The sequence below is a fragment of the Buchnera aphidicola (Stegophylla sp.) genome (genome assembly GCF_005080785.1).
GTDB lineage: Bacteria > Pseudomonadota > Gammaproteobacteria > Enterobacterales > Enterobacteriaceae > Buchnera_L > Buchnera_L aphidicola_AQ.
The window spans coordinates 229,886-254,473 of record NZ_CP032998.1; the positions used below are offsets into that span (position 1 = coordinate 229,886).

Annotated in this window: 17 protein-coding genes and 3 tRNA genes; 11 read left to right on the top strand and 9 right to left on the bottom strand. The window is 20.3% G+C overall.

Annotation, left to right across the window (positions count from 1 at the left end):
* Window positions 1–658: 658 nt before the first annotated feature.
* Complete coding sequence (gene pyk, locus D9V79_RS00990) at window positions 659–2,113, bottom strand: pyruvate kinase (protein WP_158352172.1); 1,455 nt, start codon at window positions 2,111–2,113, stop codon at window positions 659–661.
* A 310-nt stretch (window positions 2,114–2,423) separates the two neighbouring features.
* On the opposite strand from pyk, the gene zwf reads away from it, so the two are divergent.
* From zwf to tsaB, 3 genes are all read left to right on the top strand, one after another.
* The gene (gene zwf / locus D9V79_RS00995; protein WP_158351821.1) at window positions 2,424–3,881 is read left to right on the top strand and encodes a glucose-6-phosphate dehydrogenase; all 1,458 of its coding nucleotides are present in this window, start codon (window positions 2,424–2,426) and stop codon (window positions 3,879–3,881) included.
* Window positions 3,882–4,071: 190 nt separating this feature from the next.
* A complete protein-coding gene (htpX, locus tag D9V79_RS01000) occupies window positions 4,072–4,950 on the top strand; it encodes a protease HtpX (RefSeq protein WP_158351823.1) in 879 nt (292 codons plus the stop codon).
* A 1,698-nt stretch (window positions 4,951–6,648) separates the two neighbouring features.
* A complete protein-coding gene (gene tsaB / locus D9V79_RS01005) occupies window positions 6,649–7,329 on the top strand; it encodes a tRNA (adenosine(37)-N6)-threonylcarbamoyltransferase complex dimerization subunit type 1 TsaB (protein ID WP_158351825.1) in 681 nt (226 codons plus the stop codon).
* Between the two features lie 58 nt (window positions 7,330–7,387).
* Here tsaB and leuD read toward each other — a convergent pair whose 3' ends face one another.
* From leuD to leuA, 4 genes are all read right to left on the bottom strand, one after another.
* Complete coding sequence (gene leuD, locus D9V79_RS01010; protein ID WP_158352174.1) at window positions 7,388–7,996, bottom strand: 3-isopropylmalate dehydratase small subunit; 609 nt, start codon at window positions 7,994–7,996, stop codon at window positions 7,388–7,390.
* A gap of 31 nt (window positions 7,997–8,027) precedes the next feature.
* Window positions 8,028–9,428, bottom strand: a complete 1,401-nt coding sequence (leuC, locus tag D9V79_RS01015) for a 3-isopropylmalate dehydratase large subunit (RefSeq protein WP_158351827.1) — start codon at window positions 9,426–9,428, stop codon at window positions 8,028–8,030.
* A gap of 1 nt (window position 9,429) precedes the next feature.
* Window positions 9,430–10,524: a 3-isopropylmalate dehydrogenase gene (gene leuB / locus D9V79_RS01020; protein ID WP_158351830.1), complete on the bottom strand. Its 1,095-nt coding sequence runs from the start codon at window positions 10,522–10,524 to the stop codon at window positions 9,430–9,432.
* 137 nt (window positions 10,525–10,661) lie between these two features.
* Window positions 10,662–12,203 carry a 2-isopropylmalate synthase gene (leuA, locus tag D9V79_RS01025; RefSeq protein ID WP_158351832.1) on the bottom strand — a complete coding sequence of 514 codons (1,542 nt, stop codon included), beginning with the start codon at window positions 12,201–12,203 and terminating at the stop codon, window positions 10,662–10,664.
* A 965-nt stretch (window positions 12,204–13,168) separates the two neighbouring features.
* Here leuA and D9V79_RS01030 point away from each other — a divergent pair.
* Window positions 13,169–14,179, top strand: coding sequence for a methyltransferase (locus D9V79_RS01030; RefSeq protein ID WP_158351834.1), 1,011 nt, complete (start codon window positions 13,169–13,171; stop codon window positions 14,177–14,179).
* Between the two features lie 14 nt (window positions 14,180–14,193).
* Here the strand turns inward: D9V79_RS01030 and D9V79_RS01035 are convergent.
* A tRNA-Leu gene (locus tag D9V79_RS01035) sits at window positions 14,194–14,277 on the bottom strand.
* An 11-nt stretch (window positions 14,278–14,288) separates the two neighbouring features.
* A tRNA-Cys gene (locus D9V79_RS01040) sits at window positions 14,289–14,359 on the bottom strand.
* Window positions 14,360–14,553: 194 nt separating this feature from the next.
* On the opposite strand from D9V79_RS01040, the gene D9V79_RS01045 reads away from it, so the two are divergent.
* Window positions 14,554–14,640: transfer RNA gene (locus tag D9V79_RS01045), tRNA-Ser, on the top strand.
* Window positions 14,641–14,787: 147 nt separating this feature from the next.
* Here the strand turns inward: D9V79_RS01045 and murJ are convergent.
* Together murJ and D9V79_RS01055 are read right to left on the bottom strand one after the other, a co-directional pair.
* A complete protein-coding gene (murJ, locus tag D9V79_RS01050; protein ID WP_158351836.1) occupies window positions 14,788–16,329 on the bottom strand; it encodes a murein biosynthesis integral membrane protein MurJ in 1,542 nt (513 codons plus the stop codon).
* Between the two features lie 1,290 nt (window positions 16,330–17,619).
* On the bottom strand, window positions 17,620–18,867 hold the full coding sequence (locus D9V79_RS01055) for an Rne/Rng family ribonuclease (RefSeq protein ID WP_158351839.1): 1,248 nt from the start codon (window positions 18,865–18,867) through the stop codon (window positions 17,620–17,622).
* Window positions 18,868–18,985: 118 nt separating this feature from the next.
* On the opposite strand from D9V79_RS01055, the gene D9V79_RS01060 reads away from it, so the two are divergent.
* From D9V79_RS01060 to ptsG, 6 genes are all read left to right on the top strand, one after another.
* Entirely contained in the window at window positions 18,986–19,927 is a 942-nt protein-coding gene (locus D9V79_RS01060) for an RluA family pseudouridine synthase (RefSeq protein WP_158351841.1), read from the top strand.
* A gap of 95 nt (window positions 19,928–20,022) precedes the next feature.
* Window positions 20,023–20,208 (top strand): 50S ribosomal protein L32, encoded by a 186-nt coding sequence (gene rpmF / locus D9V79_RS01065; RefSeq protein WP_158351844.1) that lies wholly within the window; start codon window positions 20,023–20,025, stop codon window positions 20,206–20,208.
* Between the two features lie 302 nt (window positions 20,209–20,510).
* Complete coding sequence (tmk, locus tag D9V79_RS01070; RefSeq protein ID WP_158351846.1) at window positions 20,511–21,176, top strand: dTMP kinase; 666 nt, start codon at window positions 20,511–20,513, stop codon at window positions 21,174–21,176.
* The gene (locus tag D9V79_RS01075; protein WP_158351848.1) at window positions 21,136–22,125 is read left to right on the top strand and encodes a DNA polymerase III subunit delta' C-terminal domain-containing protein; all 990 of its coding nucleotides are present in this window, start codon (window positions 21,136–21,138) and stop codon (window positions 22,123–22,125) included. The genes tmk and D9V79_RS01075 overlap by 41 nt, the downstream gene beginning before the upstream one ends.
* A gap of 34 nt (window positions 22,126–22,159) precedes the next feature.
* Window positions 22,160–22,960, top strand: a complete 801-nt coding sequence (locus D9V79_RS01080; RefSeq protein ID WP_158351850.1) for a TatD family hydrolase — start codon at window positions 22,160–22,162, stop codon at window positions 22,958–22,960.
* Window positions 22,961–23,019: 59 nt separating this feature from the next.
* Window positions 23,020–24,441, top strand: a complete 1,422-nt coding sequence (gene ptsG / locus D9V79_RS01085) for a PTS glucose transporter subunit IIBC (RefSeq protein WP_158351852.1) — start codon at window positions 23,020–23,022, stop codon at window positions 24,439–24,441.
* The last annotated feature ends 147 nt before the right edge of the window (window positions 24,442–24,588 follow it).

The following is a 24,588-nucleotide window of genomic DNA, read 5'->3' on the forward strand; positions in this document are numbered from 1 at the left end:
TTGAAATAATTTATTATATTTTTTAAAATTCAGAATAATAAATATAATTATCTAAATAATAATTTTATTTTTTTAAAAATTATATATTCTGATAATATAAAACAATTACATAAAACAAACAATTGTTTTCAATTGATAATGTAATTGGTATAAATTATTTATGAAAACATATATTTTTTAAACAAATTTATTTAACATTAGTCATAAAAATGAATAATACATATATTAATAATATTGACGCTATTTTTCATATATAATTGATTCAATTTAAAATTTTTATATTTTAATAATATATTAAATAATATAAATATTATTTTCATTATTAAAAATTATTGTATACATATATTAATTAAATAAAATATGTTATATTAAATTAAATTTTTAAAATATTACTAATTTTTTAATTTTTGTATTAAATAATATTTTTGATATATTAATGATGATAATATAATTTATATTCAAATTAATTATTTAATTTAGTAAAGTTTATTCAAGTTTAAAACATTTAATTAAAAATAATATATTTCATAACATTTTATTGGATAAGTAGTATGAATATTTCTTTTAAAATTATTAATAATAACATAATTTTTATATAATTTTATAAAAATAATATATAGATATTTTAAAAAATATAAAAATAATATGAAAATATTAATTAAGTTACTCGAATAATTCGACTAGTATTAGTTTTTCCAATTTTCCCCATAATATCACCTTGAGTGACAATTACTAAATCACCAATATTTAATAATTTTTTTTTTATTAATAATTTAATAGCATTATTTGCTGCTGTTAATCCTTTATGTTTATTATTAAAGTATACTGGTATAACACCTCGATATAAAGAAACAAAATTTAATGTACATTGATGTTTAGATAAAGCAAAAATAGGTAATCCTGATGTAATACGAGACATAAGTAATGCACTTTTCCCTGATTCTGTAAGTGCAATAATAGCACTTGTTCCGTATAAATGGTTTGCAGCATACATAGCAGACATAACAATGGTTTCTTCAATATCATAAAATTTTATATTTAAACGATGTTTAGAAACATTAATACTAGGTATTTTTTCTGCACCTTGACAGACTTGACTCATAGAATATACAGTTTTTGATGGATATTTTCCAGTTGCTGTTTCTGCAGATAACATCACTGCATCTGTTCCATCTAATACAGCATTTGCAACATCCATAACTTCTGCTCGTGTTGGTATAGGATTAATAATCATAGATTCCATCATTTGTGTTGCTGTAATTACAATCCTATTTAATTTTCGAGCATACTTAATTAATTGTTTTTGCGCACTTATTAATTCAGGATCGCCAATTTCTACTCCTAAATCGCCTCGAGCTACCATAATAACATCAGAAGCCAATATCATACTTTTCATGATTTTTTTATTGGCTACAACTTCAGCTCGTTCAATTTTCGCAACTATTTTTGCATAACTACCTGATTCATGAGCTAATGATCGTGCCATAATTAAATCTTTTGGATTTCTAGGAAATGAAATAGCTAAATAATCTACTCCAATTTTTGCAGCAAGATTAATATCTTCTCGATCTTTTTGTGTTAAAGATTTTGCAGATAACCCTCCTCCTAATTTATTTATTCCTTTATTATTGGATAATTTTCCTCCACAAATAACACGAGTAAATATTTGAGAATTATATATACGTACTACTTTTAATTGTATTCTACCATCATCTAATAATAAAATATCATTTATTGTGACATCTTGAGGTAACTGTTTATAATCTACACCAACTTGATATTCGTTACCTTGATTATGAGGTATATGAGGATCTAATATAAATGTATCATTTTTATGTAATAAAATATATTTTTTTTTAAACGTGGAAATTCTAATTTTTGGACCTTGTAAATCGCCTAATAAAGCAATGTGATATCCTAATTTTTTTATTATTTTTATCGCATGAAAAGCTCTATATTCATGTTCTTCATGAGTACCATGAGAAAAATTTAATCTTAATACATTCGCTCCTGATAAAATAACTTTTTCTAAATTATTCAATTTGTCTGTTGATGGTCCTAATGTAACAACTATTTTTGTTCTTCTTATTCTATTTTTTGCTATTTTGTTCATCATATTCATGATTTTATTTTAATACGAATAATTTATAATAATATATAATTATTATAAAATTATTTCAATTATATAAAAAATTTTCCATATATTATAATTATTATAAATAATATAATATATAAATATTTAATTAAATATTTTAATAAGTTTATATAATGTAAATAAATATTTTTAAATTATATATTTATTGTACATATGTGCAACTAATAATAGAACATTATAATATATATTTTAAAAATATTACACTAAATAATAATTATTATATTTTTATAATTATAATTATATTATAATTTTACGTTATATAAAATTAATGAGAGACAAAGTGAATATTAAAGATAATAAACCATATAATTTAATCATTTTTGGGGTTAAAGGTAATTTATCTTCTAAAAAACTTATACCTTCTTTATATCAATTAGAAAAATCAAATTACCTACATAAAAAGACTCAAATAATTGGTGTAGGACGAGCTAATTGGAATAATAAAGATTATATTCAAATAACATTTAAAACATTGAAATCATTTATCAAAACAGATCTTGATAAAAAATATTGGAACATTTTTAAACAACGTTTATCTTTTTGTAATTTAGATGTATATGAAATTAAACAATTTGAAAAACTAAAAAATATATTAAAATATACAATGAATACAAATATTTATTATTTTTCTACACCACCTAATACCTTTGGAAATATTTGTATGGGATTAGGAAAAATAAAATTAAATTATAAACCTAATAGAATTATTGTAGAAAAACCTATTGGAACATCATTAAATTCGTCTAAAATTATTAATACTCAATTAGGAAAATATTTTTACGAACAACAAATATTTAGAATTGATCATTATCTTGGTAAAGAAACAATATTAAATTTATTAGCATTACGTTTTGCAAACACTTTATTTTATAAAAATTGGGATAATACTGTTATTGATCATATAAAAATTAATGTTTCTGAAACAATAGGTATTGAAGATAGATGGAGTTATTTTGATCAAATTGGACAAACACGAGATATGGTACAAAATCATTTATTACAAATATTAAGTATTGTTGCCATGTCACCTCCAAAAGATTTAAATTTTCATAGTATTAGAAAAGAAAAAATTAAAGTATTAAAATCATTAAGAACAATGAATATTCACAATGTTAATCAATTTACAATACGAGGACAATATAGTGAAGGTATTATTAATGGTCAACTTGTTCCTTCATACATTAATGAATTAGGAGCAAATAAAAATAGTAATACAGAAACTTTTGTAAAAATTTTAGTATATATTGATAACTCAAGATGGCAAGGTGTTCCATTTTATTTAAAAACTGGTAAACGTTTATCTAATAAAATATCTGAAATTACTATATATTTTAAAACCATGCCTATACAATTATTTAATATAGATAATCAAAATAAAAAATTAAATAAATTAATTATCAGATTACAACCCAATGAATCTATAACAATGACATGTTTTAATAAAATTCCCAATTTAAATCCAGAATATCAATTACAAAATATTGAATTAAACTTTAGTTATGCTAACAGTTTTCGAAATTCAAAAATATATGATGCATATGATCGTTTATTATTAGAAAGTATGAGAAATAATCAATCTTTATTTGTGTGTCGAGAAGAAATAGAAGCATCATGGAAATGGATTGATTCTATTATAAATGCATGGTCTATATGTGGAATCAAGCCTCAATTATATCCATCAGGAACTACAGGTCCTAAATTATCCAGAAAATATGAAAATAAATAGTACTAATGATATATACATACAGAACGTATGTAATATTTTAATTATTATAATTATTTATATATACGATATTAAATTTAATTAATTTAAAATATTTTTATAACATACATATTTATGAAGTTCAATATATTTAACATTAAAGATTATTGAAATATTTTGATAAAATACTTAATTTAATTAATAGGAAAATTATATGATACGTATGATTCTTTTTATGTGCACGAATTTATCAGTTATGTCAGTATTTGGAACGGTTTTATTTCTTGCTGGTATTGATGGAAATAGTATTAGTGGATTAATGATACTCTCCGGTCTTGTTGGATTTGGAGGGTCAATAATATCATTACTATTATCAAAATGGACAGCATTAAAATCGTTCCATGGTATGATTTTAAATAAACCCAATAATCCTATGGAATTATGGATTTTAAGTACAGTACATAAACAATCCTATCAAGTAGGCATTACTCCTCCAACAATACTTATTTATTATAAACAAGCGGTTAATGCGTTTGCTACAGGATGTTATAAACATTCAGCATTATTAGCTCTTTCTACTGGTTTATTACAAGTAATGAATAGGGATGAAATTGAAGCAGTTATTGCTCATGAAATAAGCCATATTGCAAATGGTGATATGGTCACTTTATCATTAATACATGGTGTAACCAATACTTTTGTGTTTTTTATTTCTCGTATTTTATCAGAAACAATTACTAATTTTATTTCTGATAACAAAAAATCTATATATATACAATATTGTACTACTTACATTCACTTTGTAATAGCAACAATTTTACAAACTATATTTGGTGGATTAGCTAGTATGATAGTTATGTGGTTTTCAAGATATCGTGAATTTCGTGCAGATGCAGGTGCTGCACAATTAGTAGGTTCAGAAAAAATCATTAATGCTTTAAAAAAATTTCACAGTATTAGCGAACCAAAATATAATATTGGTATGAATGCACATTATATACATGGAAAATCTGGTTCATCATTACATTTATTTGCATCTCATCCACCAATACAAACAAGAATTCATGCAATTTATAAAAAAACATATATGTAATTTATTTAAATAATATATTATATAATATAACACATATATTTTTTAAATATTATAAATTTATTTTCAATCATATCAACATGATTGCCTGGATTGAATGAATTGTTTATTTATATGAAATTTTTAATATCAATATTCAATCATCATTTTAATGAAATTATTAATTATAATGAGATACAAAGTGTATTTAAAATTAATAAATTAGTATTTATTTTAATTTGATCGAAATTATATTTGTTTAATTTATCATAATAGATATATAGAATTGATATATATTCAGTAACAAAATAATTTTATTTTTTATAATGCTTTATATCACGATTGGAACTAACGAATATAAAATAATCAATATTTTATTTTTTAAAAAACGATATGGTTATTTATTATATGATTTAAAATACTATAGAACAATGTAAATAACGTAAATATAATACAAAACAATTACAATCGTCTAATTTTATATTATAATTTTAAAATTATTGTTTAAACATAATTATATATTAAAATCAGTGATTGATAATATTAAAATGATAAATAATTATATATAATAAAATATTATTAGTCACTGTTATTATACATTGTATATTATTACATTGAAATAATTAAAAAATATTTATTTATATTAAACAATGATAATATTATATTCAATTTTATTGATGATTAATTTAAATTTATTTGAAAACATTGATATTATAAACTGATCGAATATCTATTAATAATTACCAAACTTGTATTTTTAAATTTAAAGATTTTATAAAATTATCTTACATTATTATATTCAATATAAAATATATATATTTTCAAGAAATAATATTGAAATAACTTGAGAATTAATAATTTCAACAATTATAAGTACAATCATTTTTTTTAATTAAAACATGTTACTTAAAAAGTTTTATATATATTATATTTAATTTTTAAGACATTACATATATAATCTGAAATATAAGAATAAATATAATTAATAAAATATTCACATGAAACAAATGATCTATAAGAGGTATTATAATATGAAAAAATATAATGTTTTCAGTATATAGTAAATTACATAGTAAATTTAATTATACTATTAAATATATAATAATGAATTTTAAATATGTGAAAATATCATTCGATATACAATAAAAAATATTATATACTTTCAAGTATGATAAATAAAATACAATTAACATCATAAAATATTAATTTTTTCATCAAACACATTTTATTATTATAATAAAAAATTTAATGTTATTAATTTATTATAAATATTAATATCTAAAACATTTATATCATTGTAATTAATAATTTTTTTCTTTCACTGACATGTATAAAATGATTAAATATATTATTGATTTTTACTATAAAATATTATAATTCTGATATGAAATATCTAAAATTATTATTAAAAATAATTCTTTATTGAATAAATATCAATTGATATTTCCAAGATAATTATTTATTATAAAAACAATATATGAAATTAAAGATACTTTTTTATTTATATTATTCATTTTAGATAATGAATCATTTTATAAAATTATAATAATATTAGTATTCGTTATGAAATTTTTATATTATTATATCGAAAGTATATCAAATAAATTTGGTATGTATTGGTACAAAATACATAAAATATTTTATGTTATAATATTTTTATAAAATAAATATAATATGTAATAATTTTATTATAATTTTAAATTTTATATTTACATATCAAATATGTTTAAAAATATATTATGTATTGATGCATCTTTTTATCAATTTTCAATTTCAATATTATATAAAAAAAAAATTATTAGTGAAATACAAACATGTAATCGAAAATATGAAAAAAATATTTTGATAATATTAAAAAAATTTTTAACAAAAAATAATATAAAAATCAATAATTTAAATGTAATTGCATTTTCTACTGGTCCAGGTCATTTTAATAAAATAAGAATTGTAGCAAATATAGTACAAGGTTTGTCATTACCTTATAACATTCCACTAATTGGAATATCTACATTTTTAGTATTAGCTCAACAAATATGGAGAAAAAAAAAATATCAAAATATTATTTTTTATATTATTGATAAAAAAAAATATATATATTGGGAAAAATATAAAAAAAATAATTTTCATTTTTGGAGCAAAAAAGAAAAAGAGTTATTTATAAATATAGATAATTATAAAAAAAAAATACAGTTTTTAAAAAAAGAATGGTACTTTTACAAATATAATTTAATTTTTTCTAAAAAAAAAAATAAGTTTTTTTATAAAAATATTAATATTATTCAACCTCAATCCCAAGATTTAATATCATTAACTCTTATAGAATTGAAAAAAAAAAATTTTTTAACACTTAACAATATGAATATAAATTATTTATATGATCTTATGTATTTTTTTAATTTATAAAACTACATATATAATAATATTATATGTAGTTTCTTTAAAGTATAAAATAATTAAAATTTCAATTATATTTTAAAAAATTAGGGATATTTTTTTCATATTGTAAAATATATTTTTCGTATTTCATAGTTAAATCAATATTATCTAAACCTTTTAATAAACATAAACGATGAAAATTATTAATCTTAAATGAATATATTTTATTACATAAAATAAATTGATTATTTTGTAAATTAATAGTCGCCTGTATACCAGGTTTATTATAAATTATATAAAATATATTATTAATATAATTTTCTGATAATGTAATCAAAAGCAGATGATTGTTAAAACTATTACTATAAAAAATATCTGCAAAACTAGGAGCAATAATCGCTTTAAATCCATAATCCAATAAAGCCCATACAGCATGTTCTCTAGAAGAACCGCATCCAAAATTATGACGTGTAATTAAAATACTAGATTTTTTATAATTTGGATGATTTAAAATAAATGTATGATTAATTTTTTTAATATCGCCATTTATAAATTTCCAATTATAAAATAAATATTTTTTAAAACCAGTTTTACTCACTTTTTGTAAAAATTGTTTTGGTATAATAGCATCAGTATCTATATTAGAAATATCCAAAGGTGCTATAATTCCAGTATGATTAGTAAATGGTTTCAATATTGTGATTTCCTTATTTAAAAAATAATCATTATAATAATTCTCTAACATCAATAAAACGTCCAAAAATTGCTGCTGCTGCAGCCATAGCAGGACTCACTAAATGTGTTCTACTTCCCACTCCTTGTCGATTTTCAAAATTTCTATTACTTGTTGATGCACACCTATCATGAAGAGTCAGATGATCATCATTCATTCCTAAACACATAGAACATCCAGGTAATCTCCATTCTAAACCAGAATCAATAAATATTTTATCTAATCCTTCATATTCAGCTTGTTTTTTGACTACTTGTGAACCTGGTACTACTATAGCATGAACATTACTATGTATTTTTCTATTTTGAACTATTTTTGCAGCAATTCTTAAATCTTCTATTCTAGAATTTGTACAAGATCCAATAAATACTTTATTTATTTTAATATCAGTTAAAAACATTCCTTCTTTTAACCCCATATATAACAATGATTTCTTAGCAGTTTGCCGTTCGTCATATTTAGTAAACTTATCAACCGATGGAATACATTGATCAATAGAAATAACTTGACTAGGATTAGTCCCCCAAGTAACTTGTGGAGCCAGATTATCAATATTAATATCAATTGATTGATCATATATGGCATCATTATCTGATTTTAATGTTTTCCAATATTTTAAAGCTGTATTCCAATTTTGTTTTTTAGGAGTAAAAGATTTATTTTTTAAATAATTAAAAGTTATTTGATCAGGTGCGATAATTCCTGATTTTGCTCCCATTTCTATTGCCATATTACATAACGTCATTCTACTTTCCATACTTAAAACAGATATTACTTCTCCTGTAAATTCTATTACACAACCTGTTCCTCCAGAAACACCTATTTGATTAATAATATATAATATTATATCTTTAGAACTAATACCCTTTTTAAGAGTACCATTAATAATAATATTCATATTTTTAAAACGTTTTTGTTTAATAGTTTGTGTAGCTAAGACATGTTCGACTTCTGATGTTCCAATTCCAAATGCTAAAGCACCAAAAGCACCGTGTGTTGAAGTATGCGAGTCACCACAAACAATTACCATTCCTGGTAGTGTCATACCTTGTTCAGGTCCTATAACATGTACAATACCTTGTTTTTCATGATGTATATCATATAATGAAATATTAAATGCATGACAATTATCAATTAATGTTTCCATTTGAATTTTTGACATAGGATTTAAAGCATCAAAATTTTTTGTTTTTGTAGAAACATTATGATCCATGGTCGCAAACGTTTTTTGAGGACATCGTACATGTCTATTCTTAACTTTTAACGCATGAAAAGCTTGAGGAGAAGTTACTTCGTGTATTAAATGTAAATCTACATATAAAATAGATATATCTGTACTATTTTGATATACTATATGATGATCATATAATTTTTCATATAATGTTTTTCCCATATTATGCCTCTTTACTGATTAGTTGAGCAATTATATCTCCCATGTGATCAGTACTAATATAATCTTTACTACAATCAGCAATATCAAAAGTTCTGTATCCTTTCTGTAAAGCAGTTTTAACACACGAATAAATTAAATTCGATAATACATTTAACTTCATACTGTAACGTAATAACAGAGCAATAGATAAAATTTGAGCAATAGGATTAGCTATATTTTTATTTTGAATATCTGGAGCTGATCCTCCTGCAGGTTCATATAAACCAAAATTATTTATGTTTAAACTAGCTGATGCTAACATACCAATAGAACCGGAAAGTGCAGCACATTCATCAGATATAATATCACCAAACAAATTCGAACACAAAATAACATCAAATGCTACTGGATTTTGAATAATTTGCATAATCGCATTATCAATATATAAATGAGACAATTGAACATCAGGATATTGAATTGATATACTTTCTACTATTTCTCGCCATAATTTTGAACTTTGTAAAACATTTGCTTTATCAATAGAAACAATTTTTTTGTTTCTTTGTTGGGCGATGTTAAAAGCAAATTTAGCTATTCTTTCAATTTCAAAGGCATAATATAACTCAGTATCAAAAGCGAATTCTTTTAATTCTAAATTAGTTTTGCGATCTGAATTACCAAAATAAATACCTCCTGTTAATTCTCGTATACATAATATATCAAATCCTGAATCAACTATTTTAGTTTTTAATGGTGATAATTGTTTTAATTCAGGATATAATATTGATGGACGAATATTAGCAAATAAATTAAAATGTTTTCGTAAAGGTAATAAACCTCCTTTTTCAGGCTGTTGATTATCAGGTAATGTTTGCCACTTTGGCCCTCCTACTGAACCTAAAAGAATAGCATCAGATTGTTGACATCCTAATAATGTTTTTTGAGGCAATGGACACCCATATTTATCAATTGCAATTCCACCAATATCATACTCCTTAGTAATAATATTTAAAAAATATTTTTTTTTTAAAATATTTAAAATTTTATATCCTTGTCTCATAATTTCTGGACCTATTCCATCTCCAGGTAGTACTGCAATACAAAAAGAATTTTTCATTTTAATTATTCTTAAATTATATTTATGTAATCGTTTGTTTATAAAAATTTTTTATGGTATTCATAATAAATTAAATATTATTTCAATATTAATATTATTTATATTTAAATAAATAATAATAAAAATTTATAATATATTTATGTTCTTTTTAATTGTAACATAACTTGATTTGATCTCCAAATATTGTTAAATACATTTATCATAGCTTTAACAGATGCTTCAATAATATCAGTTGCTAAACCTACTCCATGAAATTTTCGACATTGATATTTTACTAAAATATCTACTTGGCCCAAAGCATCTTTTCCTTTTCCTTTAGCAAACAATTGAAATTTTTGTAATGTAATTGAATAACTTACAATTTTATTTAAAGCTTGATACACAGAATCAATAGGACCATTACTAGTGGTGGTTGATTTAGTAATAATTGATGTACCACATGCTAATGTTACTGAAGATGTAGATAATCCAGTAGAACTGGATTGAACATTAAAATATTCTAACTTAAAATATTCATAATCTTCTTGTTTATTATTTATGAATGCTAATGCTTCCAAATCATAATCAAAAACTTGTCCTTTTTTATCAGCTAATTTTAAAAAAGCAACATATAATTCATTAATATCATATTCATTATCTTTATATCCCATCATGGTCATACGATATTTTACTGCAGCACGTCCAGATCTTGAAGTTAAATTTAATTTTTTTTCTTTTAATCCAATTGTTTGAGGTGATATAATTTCATAATTTTTTCTATTTTTTAATACACCATCTTGGTGTATACCTGAAGAGTGTGAAAATGCATTACTACCAACAATAGCTTTGTTTGCTGATATAGGCATGTTACATAATTGACTAATAATTTTACTCGTTCTATATATTTCTTTACTATTAATATTGGTATACACATTTAATAAATCTTGCCTTGCTTGAATAGCCATAATAATTTCTTCTAATGCTGCATTACCAGCTCGTTCACCTATTCCATTGATTGTTCCCTCTACTTGACGAGCTCCAGCAAGTATTGCAGAAATTGAATTTGCTACTGCCATACCTAAATCATCATGGCAATGTACAGAAATAATAGCTTGATCAATATTAGGTACTTTTTGGTATAATGATTTAATAATGTTACCAAATTGATTCGGAATTGTATAACCAACAGTATCTGGAATATTTATTGTTGTTGCTCCGTATGATATGGCTATTTCAACAATTTTACAAAGATTATCTATTGATGTTCTCCCTGCATCTTCACAAGAAAATTCAATATCATTAGTGTAACGTTTTGCTCTTTTAATTGAATGTATCGCCATCAGTATAATGTCATCAAAATTTTTTCGTAATTTAGATTGTATATGTAAATCTGATGTACCTAAAAAAATATGAATTCTAAAATTTTCAAGTTTTGACATTGCTTCTGCTGCTACATCAATATCTTTATCTATACATCTTGCTAAACTACATATTCTACTATTTTTAACATGTTTAGAAATAGTTTGAACAGATTCAAAATCTCCAGGAGATGAAATTGGAAACCCAACTTCAATTACATCAATTTTCATTCTTTCTAATGCTAATGCAATTTGTAATTTTTCTTTTACACTTAAACTAGATTGTAATGCTTGTTCTCCATCTCTTAACGACGTGTCAAAAATAATAACTTTTTCAGACATGGTATTTCCTATATATAAAATAATATGAAAATATAAATATATAAAATAATATTATCAAAATTAAATAAATAAATTATTAATTATATATTATTATATTTATATATATAAATTATATAATTTATATATTTATTATTGATATATTTAATAAAATATTTATATATTGAATGTTCTATAATTAAATATTTTAAAATAATTTTAAAACGTATATTTATATACTATTTTATAAATATAATAAAATTTTTTAATCTTTTATATACAAATTTTTATATATATAATGATTTGAGATTTTATAATGATATTTTAATATTTAATAAAGTATAGATATACAATGTCTATTTATTTTGAATGGTTCATTTTAAAATAATCATATAATTTATATTTATAATAATAAATTATGTGTTATAAACAATAAAATTTAAACAAAATTGTTTATTATATATTATTATGATATAATAAATATATTTATATTTTTAAATTATATATTTGTATATATGATAATTATTTTATATTATGTGTAAAATATATTTAGAGATTTATTAAATTATTTTATATAAAAATAATAATATTTATTAATAATACCCATCGAATATATACTATTTTAAATATATAAATTTTAAATAATAAAATATATTTCTTTAAAATTTTTAAAATATATTAATTATGATATTTATAAAATATATCAATACATTTTTTATCTATATAATATATTTTTTATATGAATATCCATTATTGATTCCATTAATACGTAACTAAATTTTATTTTTAAAAAATATTTTCATATCGATTTTTATTGCATGATATATTAGAATTTATGTAATTTATATAATAAAATTTTATCATTTATATTCTAAAATTAAATAAATTATATACCTTATGATTATGAGAAATCTTAAATATCATTGTATCATAAAATATTTATAGTATATATAAATCAACTAATCATATTATATGGAGAAAAATTATATTTGAATGATAAAAATCATATACTAATATTAAATCATAAAAAAATTATGAATAAAAGATTTTTGGTGTTTAATGATATACAAAATAATATTGATTTATATTTCAAATCAAAAAATTTGATAATACATACAAAAAAAAAATTACTTTTAGATTTTTATAAATCTTTTCTAAAATATAACAAATATAATATGATTTTTAATAAAAATTATTGTATTAGTTTTAATACATTAATATATTTTTGGAAAAAAAATAAGTCAGAATCAATATTGCAATTACATTATTTGTTGTCTATTGTTTCTATATATAGTGATATATTTATAATAGGACAAAATAATATTGGCATTAACAGTACTAAAAAACTCTGTAACCCATTTGTACATTTAAACAAAATAAATTATAAAAAAAAATGTTCTCTTTATTATGGTATAATTACTAAAAAATCCAATTTTATATTGCAAAAACATTTTAAAATATATATATGGAATAATATAATTATTCAAACTTTACCAGGTGTATTTGGTTATCGAGGATTAGATAAAGGTAGTTTATTATTGATTTCAACATTTCATAAAAATATTACAGGACAAGTATTAGATATTGGATCAGGGTCAGGGATTTTATCGGTAATATTAAAAAAAATTGCTGTAAACACTGAAATAACATTAGTTGATAATAATAATATAGCATTATTATGTAGTAAAAATACACTTCGATATAATAATATTATCGGTACTGTCTTATTCAGCAATATATATTCTAATATAAATAATAAATTTGATTTAATTATTTCTAATCCTCCAACTCATTGTGGTAAAAAAAATAATTTTAATATAATTAAACATATTATTCAAAATTCAGTTAAGTACCTCAAAAAAAATGGAATATTAAGAATTGTAATACATTCATATATATCATGTCATAAAGAATTATTAAAAACTTTTAATAATTATACAATAATTAAACAAATGAACCATTTTTGTGTTTATCAATCCATATTAAAAAAAAAAAATTAAAATTTGTTATATTTTACCCGGAGCGGGAATCGAACCCGCAAAGCTGTTAAGCCGAGGGATTTTAAGTCCCTTGTGTTTACCTATTTCACCACCCGGGCAATTTTTTTATAGGCGCGTTCTGGAATTGAACCAGATTATACGGATTTGCAGTCCGTCACATAACCAATCTGTCAACGCGCCGATTAAACATAAAAAGTTAATGTTAAAAAATAAATTTATAAAATACAAAATATTTTTTATATTTATATTATATTTAAAATTATTATTAAATGCAATACAATTTTCTAAAATATTAAATATTTTTATTCAATCTTTACATTATGTAAAAATTATATTATTATACATAAAGAATAATATATAAATTTATTATTTATGGAGGAGTGGCTGAGTGGATTAAGGCAGCGGTCTTGAAAACCGTCGATGATTTATTTCATCCGAGAGTTCGAATCTCTCCTCCTCCGTTATAATAATATATTCTATAAATTTATCTTTTATATAAAAAAATTGTATTTTATAATATGTGATAACTTATTAAAAAATTTCACTAATATAATCATAATTTTAAAATCGTATTATAAATATTTTAATAAAATATATTTATTAAATTTTTAATTAGATACTTTGAAATTTAATTGATTCCATCGAAATCTCAATATAAATAATGCTATTAAATATACAATTGTAGAAAATAAAAATAATAAAAATAATCTAAATAATTTATATATAACACTACCAGTATCCCAAGGTGGCATAATATTTAGAATAAAAAATAAAGCAACAGACAAAATATAAGATGCTATTATAACTTTAACAAATAATCGTAACCAACCAGATTGAGGAACAAAAATTTTATTTTTATATAAATACCAATATAATAAAATAACATTTAGCCAAGATGAAAAGCTAATCGATAATGATAATCCTAATTGTCCTAATGATACAAAAAATAAAATAGTATTGAGCACTTGAGTAACAATAATAGTAATAATAGAAATTATCATTGGTGTTTTTGTATCTTGACGAGCATAAAAACCTGGCGATAAAACTTTAATTAAAATAAATGCTATTAATCCTATAGAATAACCTAACAAAGATTGTTCTGTCATTAATGTATCAAATCTGGTAAATTTTCCATATTGAAATAAAACAGTAATAATTGGACGTGATAAAATAAAAATTACAATAGTACTAGGTATTCCAATAATTATTGTAATACGTAATCCCCAATCAAGTAATTGAGAAAATTCTTTCATATTCTTTTCAGCAATACTTTTTGTTAAAAGTGATAATAATATTGTTCCTAAAGATATTCCTAATATACCAACTGGAAATTCTACTAAACGATCAGCATAATACATCCAAGATACTGAACCTGAAATAAATAAAGAAGCTAAAATACCATTAATAAATAATGAAATATGATTTGCTGATACACCAATAATTCCCATACCTACTTTAGTAATTAAACTGGAAATATTTAATATTTTAAAATTTATTTTTGGCATTACAAACATATCAATTTTACTTAAAAACAAAAATTGATACAAAAATTGTAAAATACCTCCAAAAATTACAGACCATCCTAATGATAATATAGGCATACTAAAAAATTTATTTAAAAAAACAACAAATAAAATCATGCTAATATTTAATAAAATTGGAGAAAATACTGGAATAACAAAGTATCCCCAAATATTTAAAACAGCTGTAGTTAAAGCAGATAGTGAAACAAAAAAAACATAAGGAAATGTAATCCTTAATAATTCTACAGCTAATGCAAATTCTTTAGGTTGTTTTAAAAATCCTGGAGCTGTTAAAAATATAATTACAGCGGATAAACATATTCCAATTAAAGTCATGAAAAATAATGTTACAATCATAAATCCTAAGACGCAAGAAAAAAAATATTTTGTTGTATGATGTTTACCTTTTTGTTTATATCCTACTAACAATGGAATAATAATTTGTAAAAATGCACCCTCTGCACAAATACGTTTTAATAAATTAGGAATTTTAAAAGCAATGAAAAATGCATCAGTTGATATTGATACTCCAAAGATGTAAGCAACAATAAAATCACGCACAAAACTTAATGTTCTGGATAGGAAAGTGATAATACTAATGTTAATTAGCGATCTTATCAAGTTCATATTTTTAATCACTTTTTAATTAACATCGAAAGAAAATTATATTATAAATAATACAATAATTGTCAATATATTAATTATATTTTATAATTATATATATAAAAATATATTTTTTTTTGTATTTCAAAAAATTTATCTGATATAAATTGAAAATAATGTATATAGATATATCAGAATACATCTACGATTGTAAGAATGTATCTTTAATTTAATGTATTTGTTAATTATTATCAATATAATTTTAAAATAGAAATTTATATTTAAATAATATTATTATTAAAATATAATAAATATCTCAACATACAAAAAATAAATAAATTACTATGTATAAAAATATTTAAGTAATATATTGAATTAAAATTGTTATAATATACAATTATATATAAATATATTAATTTTTTGGTTACATATTATTTTATTATAATAAAATATAAAATTATTTCAGATTTTAAATATATATTTATTAAATAAATACAATTATATTAAATATAATATTAAATTATCATAATTTTATAATATAGATAATAATAATAATTTTATATTGAAATTAATAATTTTATTAATTTTTATATATATTATAAATAATAAAAACATTTTACGAAATTGATGATAATGTATAATCATAATAACAAAAAATAAATATATTTATTTTAAATTATTTTATATTGAAAATATATTTAATCAATATTATCATTATTCATGTATATAAAAAATAATTATTGTATACTAAATTATATTGTTTTCAATTTTATCAATATATAAAAATATATCATTTAAAATATACATAATATATTATGAATTATTTATAATATAATCATTATATTAAATAAAATACTGATATTTTATAATGTATAGTTTTATATATATAGATATATTTAATTAAATAAAAAATATCTAATATTATTGTATTAATAATATTAAAATATTAATAATGAACATATATATATTTTAAATAATATTTTATCTTCTTAAAAAATAAAACATAGTTTTTAAAACCAGATATCAATATTCAATAATAATAAATATTTTCATGTATTATATTCTAATATACAAAATAATAATATAAATTTTTATTTTGTTAAATAATTATATATAATATGTCATTGTAAAATATTTATGTATATAATTAATATAATTATATATTATTGAAAATAATAAATTATAAATTTATAAAACTTCGTTGCTATACCAGTTATATAGAATATAAAATATAATATTAAAAGTAAATAAATAATTTAAAAATATTTTTAAATTATGATATATAAATAAATTTTATATTTTTAATAATAAAATTTATAATTTTTTCATAGTATATTTTTGACATTGTGAACAAACATATTGTTGATTTTTAAAAGAAGATAAATTTAGTTTTTGACGTGATAATTCTAATATTCCGAATTGTGAAATATTTCCTATTTTAACACGTGCAGCATCTCGTAATATTAATTGTTTAATTCTTTTTTGAACGATTTTAATATTATTAATTATTTTCATATTAATAAAATCAATTATAATTAAACCTCCTATATTACGTAATCGTATTTGACGTACAATTTCATTTACAGATTCTAAATTAGTATATAATGCTGTTTCTTCTATACTGGATGTTTTTAAACATTTATAAGAATTAACATCTATAGCAGTTACAGATTCTGTAAAATCTATTATTATTAATCCTCCAGATGGTAATAAAATTTTTCTTTTAAGTAATATATATATTTGTTTTTCAACATTATAATATTGAAATAAAGGAATTTTCCAAGTATATAATATAATTTTATTTAATAAATATAATTTATTCAATAAAATGATGTAAATATATGATAAATTAAAAATATTTATATTATCTATTATAATTTCATTAACATGATAATTTAAATAATCTCGAAATATACGAATCATTATATTATTTTCTTGATAAATTAGTATAGGATACAAAGAATATTGTATTTTTTTTTTAATTTTTTCCCATTTATTTACATTAAATATAATATCTTGATTTAATTGCTGTATCGATTTTTTTTTACCTGAAGTACGTATTATCAAACTCATATTTTTTGGTATGTATAATTTTGTAATATTTTTTTTTAAATTTATTCGATCTATACCTTGAATTTTTTTTGATATTTTAATAGCATTACCGCTATTAGGTAATAAAATGATATAACAACCGATTAATTGAATAAAAGTAGTTAAAACAGCTTTTTTATTTTTATATTCTGATTTAATAATTTGTACAACAATTTTTTGTTTATTATTAAAAATATATTTAATATTATTTTTATTAAAATTAATTTTTTTTTTAAAAAAATAATATTTAGAAATTTCTTTGAAAGGAAGTAACCCAATTTTTTTTTTTTCATAATTTACAAATATAGCTTCTAAACTATATTCAATTTTAATAATTATACCTTGATAAATATTAAGTGTTTGTGTTATAAATTCATTATTTTCTATTTTAAAATCATATATATTATTTTTTTTTATGGTTGCAATACGCAATGTATTTTTTTTAACAAAATTAATTAGTATTTTTTTCATTTTACAGTTTTAAAAAAAATCGTTATTAATATAAATATTATATGTATTATTTTTTATAATATAATGAGTATATTTTGAAATACAATTTAAATTTTATATATAATATATTTTAAAAAATATGATTAATTATATACCATTATTTCATGTAATAACAATTCTTCATAATACAGCTAATCAACGTATAGATAATTTTATACGTTCTAAAATTTATAAAATTTCTAAAAATACACTATATAAAATTATACGTATAGGTATTATTAAAATTAATAAAAAAAAAGTTCAACCTAATTACAAATTAAAAATAGGAGATATATTATATATTCCTAATTATTTAATAAAAAAATATAATCAAAAAAATATTACTTTAGATGAAAAAATAAAAAATAAAATACTATCTTCAATCATATATGAAGATAAATATTTATTAATTATTAATAAACCGACTGGAATAGCTGTACATGGAGGCAGTGGATTAAAATTTGGAATTATAGAAAGTTTACGATTATTAAAACCTAATATTAAATATTTAGAATTAGTACATCGGTTAGATCGACATACATCAGGTATATTAATATTAGCAAAAAAAAAATCTGCTCTTAAATATTTACATGAACAATTCAGAAATCAAATAATTATAAAAAAATATATAGCATTAATACATGGCAATTTATCAAAAAAAAAAGAAATTGTTCAACAACCTCTGATAAAAAATAAATATCATAAAAAAAAAATTGTTCAAATTCATAATCAAGGAAAAAAATCAAAAACTATTTTTATATTAAAAAAAAACTTTATCTCATATGCTATGGTTTCAATATATCCTAAAACTGGACGTACACATCAAATACGAGTACATGCATCATATATAGGTCATCCAATTATTTTTGACCATGATTATGGAAATAAATTTTTAGATCTTAAAATTAATCCAAATTATCAAATACAAAATATGCTCTTACATGCTTCAAAAATTATTTTTTATCATCCTCAAAGTCATCAAAAAACTTGTATATATGTTCCATTAGGGAAAAGATTTAAAAAATATTTGCAAATAAAATAATATAAATAAATTTTATCAATAAATAATTTACATATATTTTTTTTATTTTATAATAAATTATAATAAATATATCATTTAAAATATAAGGTAATACTATGGCAGTGCAAAAAAGTAAACTTACTCGATCTAAAAGAGGTATGAGAAGATCTCATGACAAACTAAAATTTATATTTTTATCTAAAGATCCCATCAGTAATGAAACACATATTCGACATTGTATAACAAAAAGTGGATTTTATAAAGGAAAAAAATATTTAAAACATAAAAAGAATACCAAATAACTTATAATAATATTACAAAATATCATTTGTAAATTTAAATATATTATATATAAAGAATATAATTTATCATATCAATATTATATTTAAAATAATATATAAAAATTAAATATTACATATATAATATATTTAAAAAAATTTTATCATTATTGATTAAAATTTAATTATATAAAATAATTAATTTGCAAATTATATAATTATAAATAATATATTATTAAAACATATTATAAATAATATTTTTATATACAATGATAACTATAATAATAAAATATTAATGAATAAATATTTTAATAATAAGAATATATATGAGAACAAGTAAATTTATTGTTTTAGAGGGCCTTGACGGTTCTGGAAAAACATATGCATGCATGACAGTTAAAAAAATACTTAAAAAAAATGGAATTAAAAAAATCATTATTGTACGAGAACCTGGAAGTACACCTATAGCAGAAAAAATAAGAAATATTATAAAAAATTTTCATAACTATGAAAATATTGATAAAAAAACAATATTATTATTAATGTATGCTTGTAGAATACAATTAATTAAAAATATTATCAAACCTAATTTAAAAAAAAATATATGGGTTATCTCAGATCGACATGATATGTCTACTTTTGCATATCAAGGCGGAGGTTTTGGTATTGAAGAAAATACTATTAAAACATTACGAAATATGATGATAGGTGATTTTTATCCTGATTTAACAATATATTTAGATGTTATACCTAAAATTAGTTTACAACGTATATTTATACGATCACAACCAGATAATATAGAAATAAATAATATAGATTTTTTTCATAAAATACGAAATAGTTATTTACAATTAGTCAAAAAAAATTCTAAAAATATTACAATAAATGCAAATTTAAATATTAATATTGTTCAACAAGATATTAAAAAAAAAATAGAAATATGGCTTAAATATGAAAATAACATGGAACCCATGGTTAAAAAAGTATTATAAAGAAATTATTCAATATTGTTATATAAATAAATTACACCATTCGATAATAATAGAATCTTATAATATTAAAGATACTTTTAAATTAATATGGACTCTTAGTCAATGGATTTTATGCAATAAAAAAAAAAATATGAAAAGTTGTGGTATTTGTTCAGGATGTACATTAGTATCATTATATAAACATCCTGATTTTTATGTATTGTATCCTAAAAATAAAAAAAAAAATATAGATATTGTAACTATTAGAGATACAATACATAATATTTTAAAAACAGCACAACAGAACGAAAACAAAATCTTATGGATACCAAGATATGAATTTCTTACATCTTTTGGTATTAATGCATTATTAAAAATTATTGAAGAACCACCAAAAAATACTTGGTTTTTTATTGGTAATAATAAAATCCATACATTACATAAAACATTGCGTAGTCGATGCGTACTATACCAAATATCACAACCTGTAGAAAAAATAGGATATATTTGGATGAAAAAATATATTGAAAAAAACAAACATGTTTGTTTAACATCGTTACGTATAAATTATCATAGTCCAGAATTAGCTATCAATTTTTTAACATCACCTTTTTATGAAATGAGATATAATTTATATTTTAAAATACATTATGCAATTAATAATAATAAGTTTGTACAATTGTTACCTTTTATTTATGATAAAAATATGATTGTAAAAATTAATTGGATTATATTATTATTATTGGATGCCATGAAAATAAAAAAAAAATTTTTTATATTTACCATAAATTTAGATCAAATAAATTTAGTAAAAAAAATATCAATAAAATATTCATATCATAATTTATATAACATAATACAAAATTGGATAAAATGTAGATATCAATTAATAAATATAAACAATATTAATTATGAACTATTAATTATTAATCAGTTATTCATGTGGGAAAATATTATATTAAATAAATAATAAATTTATATTAATAACACAAAAGTAAATATATATGTATTTAATTGATTCACACTGCCATTTAAATATTATTTTACATAAAAATAAAAAATATACAATAAGAAAAATATTAAAAAAAGCATATTGTTCACACGTAAAATTAATTTTAAACGTATCTACTTCTATTACAGATTATTATAATAATTTCAATAAGTTTAAAAAATATCCTAATATATTGTATAGTTGCGGTATTCATCCATTATATTATAAACAAAAAAAACAAATATCAAAATTAAAAAATATTACATTAAATAATCATCGTATTATAGCAATAGGAGAAACTGGTCTAGATTATTATCATATAAATTTTAATAAAATTATACAACATCAATTATTTGTTAAACATATAAAAATTGGTATTCAGATGCATAAACCAATTATTATACACATGAGAAATTCAGAAAAAGATATTTTAAACATTTTATCTAGTACAGAATTAAAAATGTGTACAGGTGTTGTACATTCATATTCAAGTAATCTCGATACAGTTAGAAAATTATTAAATTTAGGTTGGTATATTTCATTTTCAGGACTGATAACATTTAAAAATGCATATGATATACATAAAATCGTTCAATTTGTACCTATCAATAAAATTTTAATAGAAACTGATTCACCTTTTTTAACACCTGTACCATTACGAGGTAAAATAAATCAACCTTCTAATACATTTATTATTGCAAAATATATATCAAAATTAAAAAATATTGATATCCATACTATTGCAAATGAAACAACAAAAAATTTTTATAAATTATTTCATATACCATATATAATAAAAAATACTATTATTTAAATATAAAATTTATTATTAATATTAAAACATTTCAAGAAAATATTCAGGAAACTTATTTTATGTCAACAAATATATTCGCAAATTTACAACAGGTTGGTAAATCATTAATGCTACCAATTTCCGTATTACCTATTGCAGGCATTTTTTTAGGTATAGGATCAGCACATTTTAATATAATTCCAAATATAATATCACATATCATGATTGAATCTGGAAATACAATATTCCAAAATATACCATTAATTTTTTCTATTGGAATTGCACTAGGGTTTACTAAAAATGATGGTGTTTCTGCATTAGCATCAGTGATTTGTTACGAAATTATGATAAAAACAACATCTGTTATAATACCAATTTTGTATCACGAAACAATTAATAATTTAAATTTTTGTGATACAGGAATATTGGGTGGTATTTTATCAGGTGCAATTACAGCATATTTATTTAACAAATTTTATAATATTCAATTACCAGAATATTTAGGTTTTTTTTCTGGAAAACGTTTTGTTCCTATGATTTCTGGAATATCAGCCATATTTTTTGGTTGTATATTATCTCTTATATGGCCTCCTGTAAATAATATTATACAAATTTTTTCTCAATGGGCTGCATATCAAAATCCCATGATTGCTTTTGGAATATATGGTTTTGTAGAACGTTTATTATTACCATTTGGTTTACATCATATATGGAATGTACCATTTCAAATGCAAATTGGAGAATATATTAATTCTACAGGACAAATTTTTCATGGAGATATTGCAAGATATATGGCTGGAGATCGTACAGCAGGAAAATTATCAGGAGGTTTTTTATTTAAAATGTATGGTTTACCTGGAGCAGCATGCGCTATATGGCAATGTGCAAATAAACATCATAAATCAAAAATTGGCGGCATGATGTTATCTGCATCTTTAACAGCATTTTTAACCGGTATTACTGAACCGATTGAATTTTCATTTTTATTAGCAACACCAACATTATATATAATACATGCTATTTTATCTGGATTAGCTTTTCCAATATGTATTTATTTAGATATGCATGCAGGAATTAGTTTTTCTCATGGGTTAATAGATTTTATACTATTAAGTAGTCGAGGTAATAAAATATGGTTATTTCCTATTATTGGATGTTTATATGGTATAGTTTATTATATAATCTTTTATACTACAATAAAATATTTTAACCTTTCTACTCCAGGTCGAGATCAAAAGCATATAATTATGTATTCCTCTAAACAAATAGCACCATTATTAATATCAGCATTAGGAAAAACACAAAATATAGATAATTTAGATGCTTGTATTACAAGATTAAGAATAACTGTAAAAGATATTAATAAAGTTAATCAGGAAAAAATAAAACAACTAGGATCATCTGGAATCATTATTTCAGGACTAGGGATACAAATAATATTTGGAACAAAATCAGATAATATAAAAACAGAAATGGAGAAATATATGAAAAATAAAAAATAATTTTATTAAATATTATGCCTATAATATTCAAATCACATAATAGAGAATAAAATATAATAATAAAAATAAATCAATTCATTTATATTATATCAATATCTACATAAATGAAATATAATCATTGTAAACACTAATATATAAAAATTATTC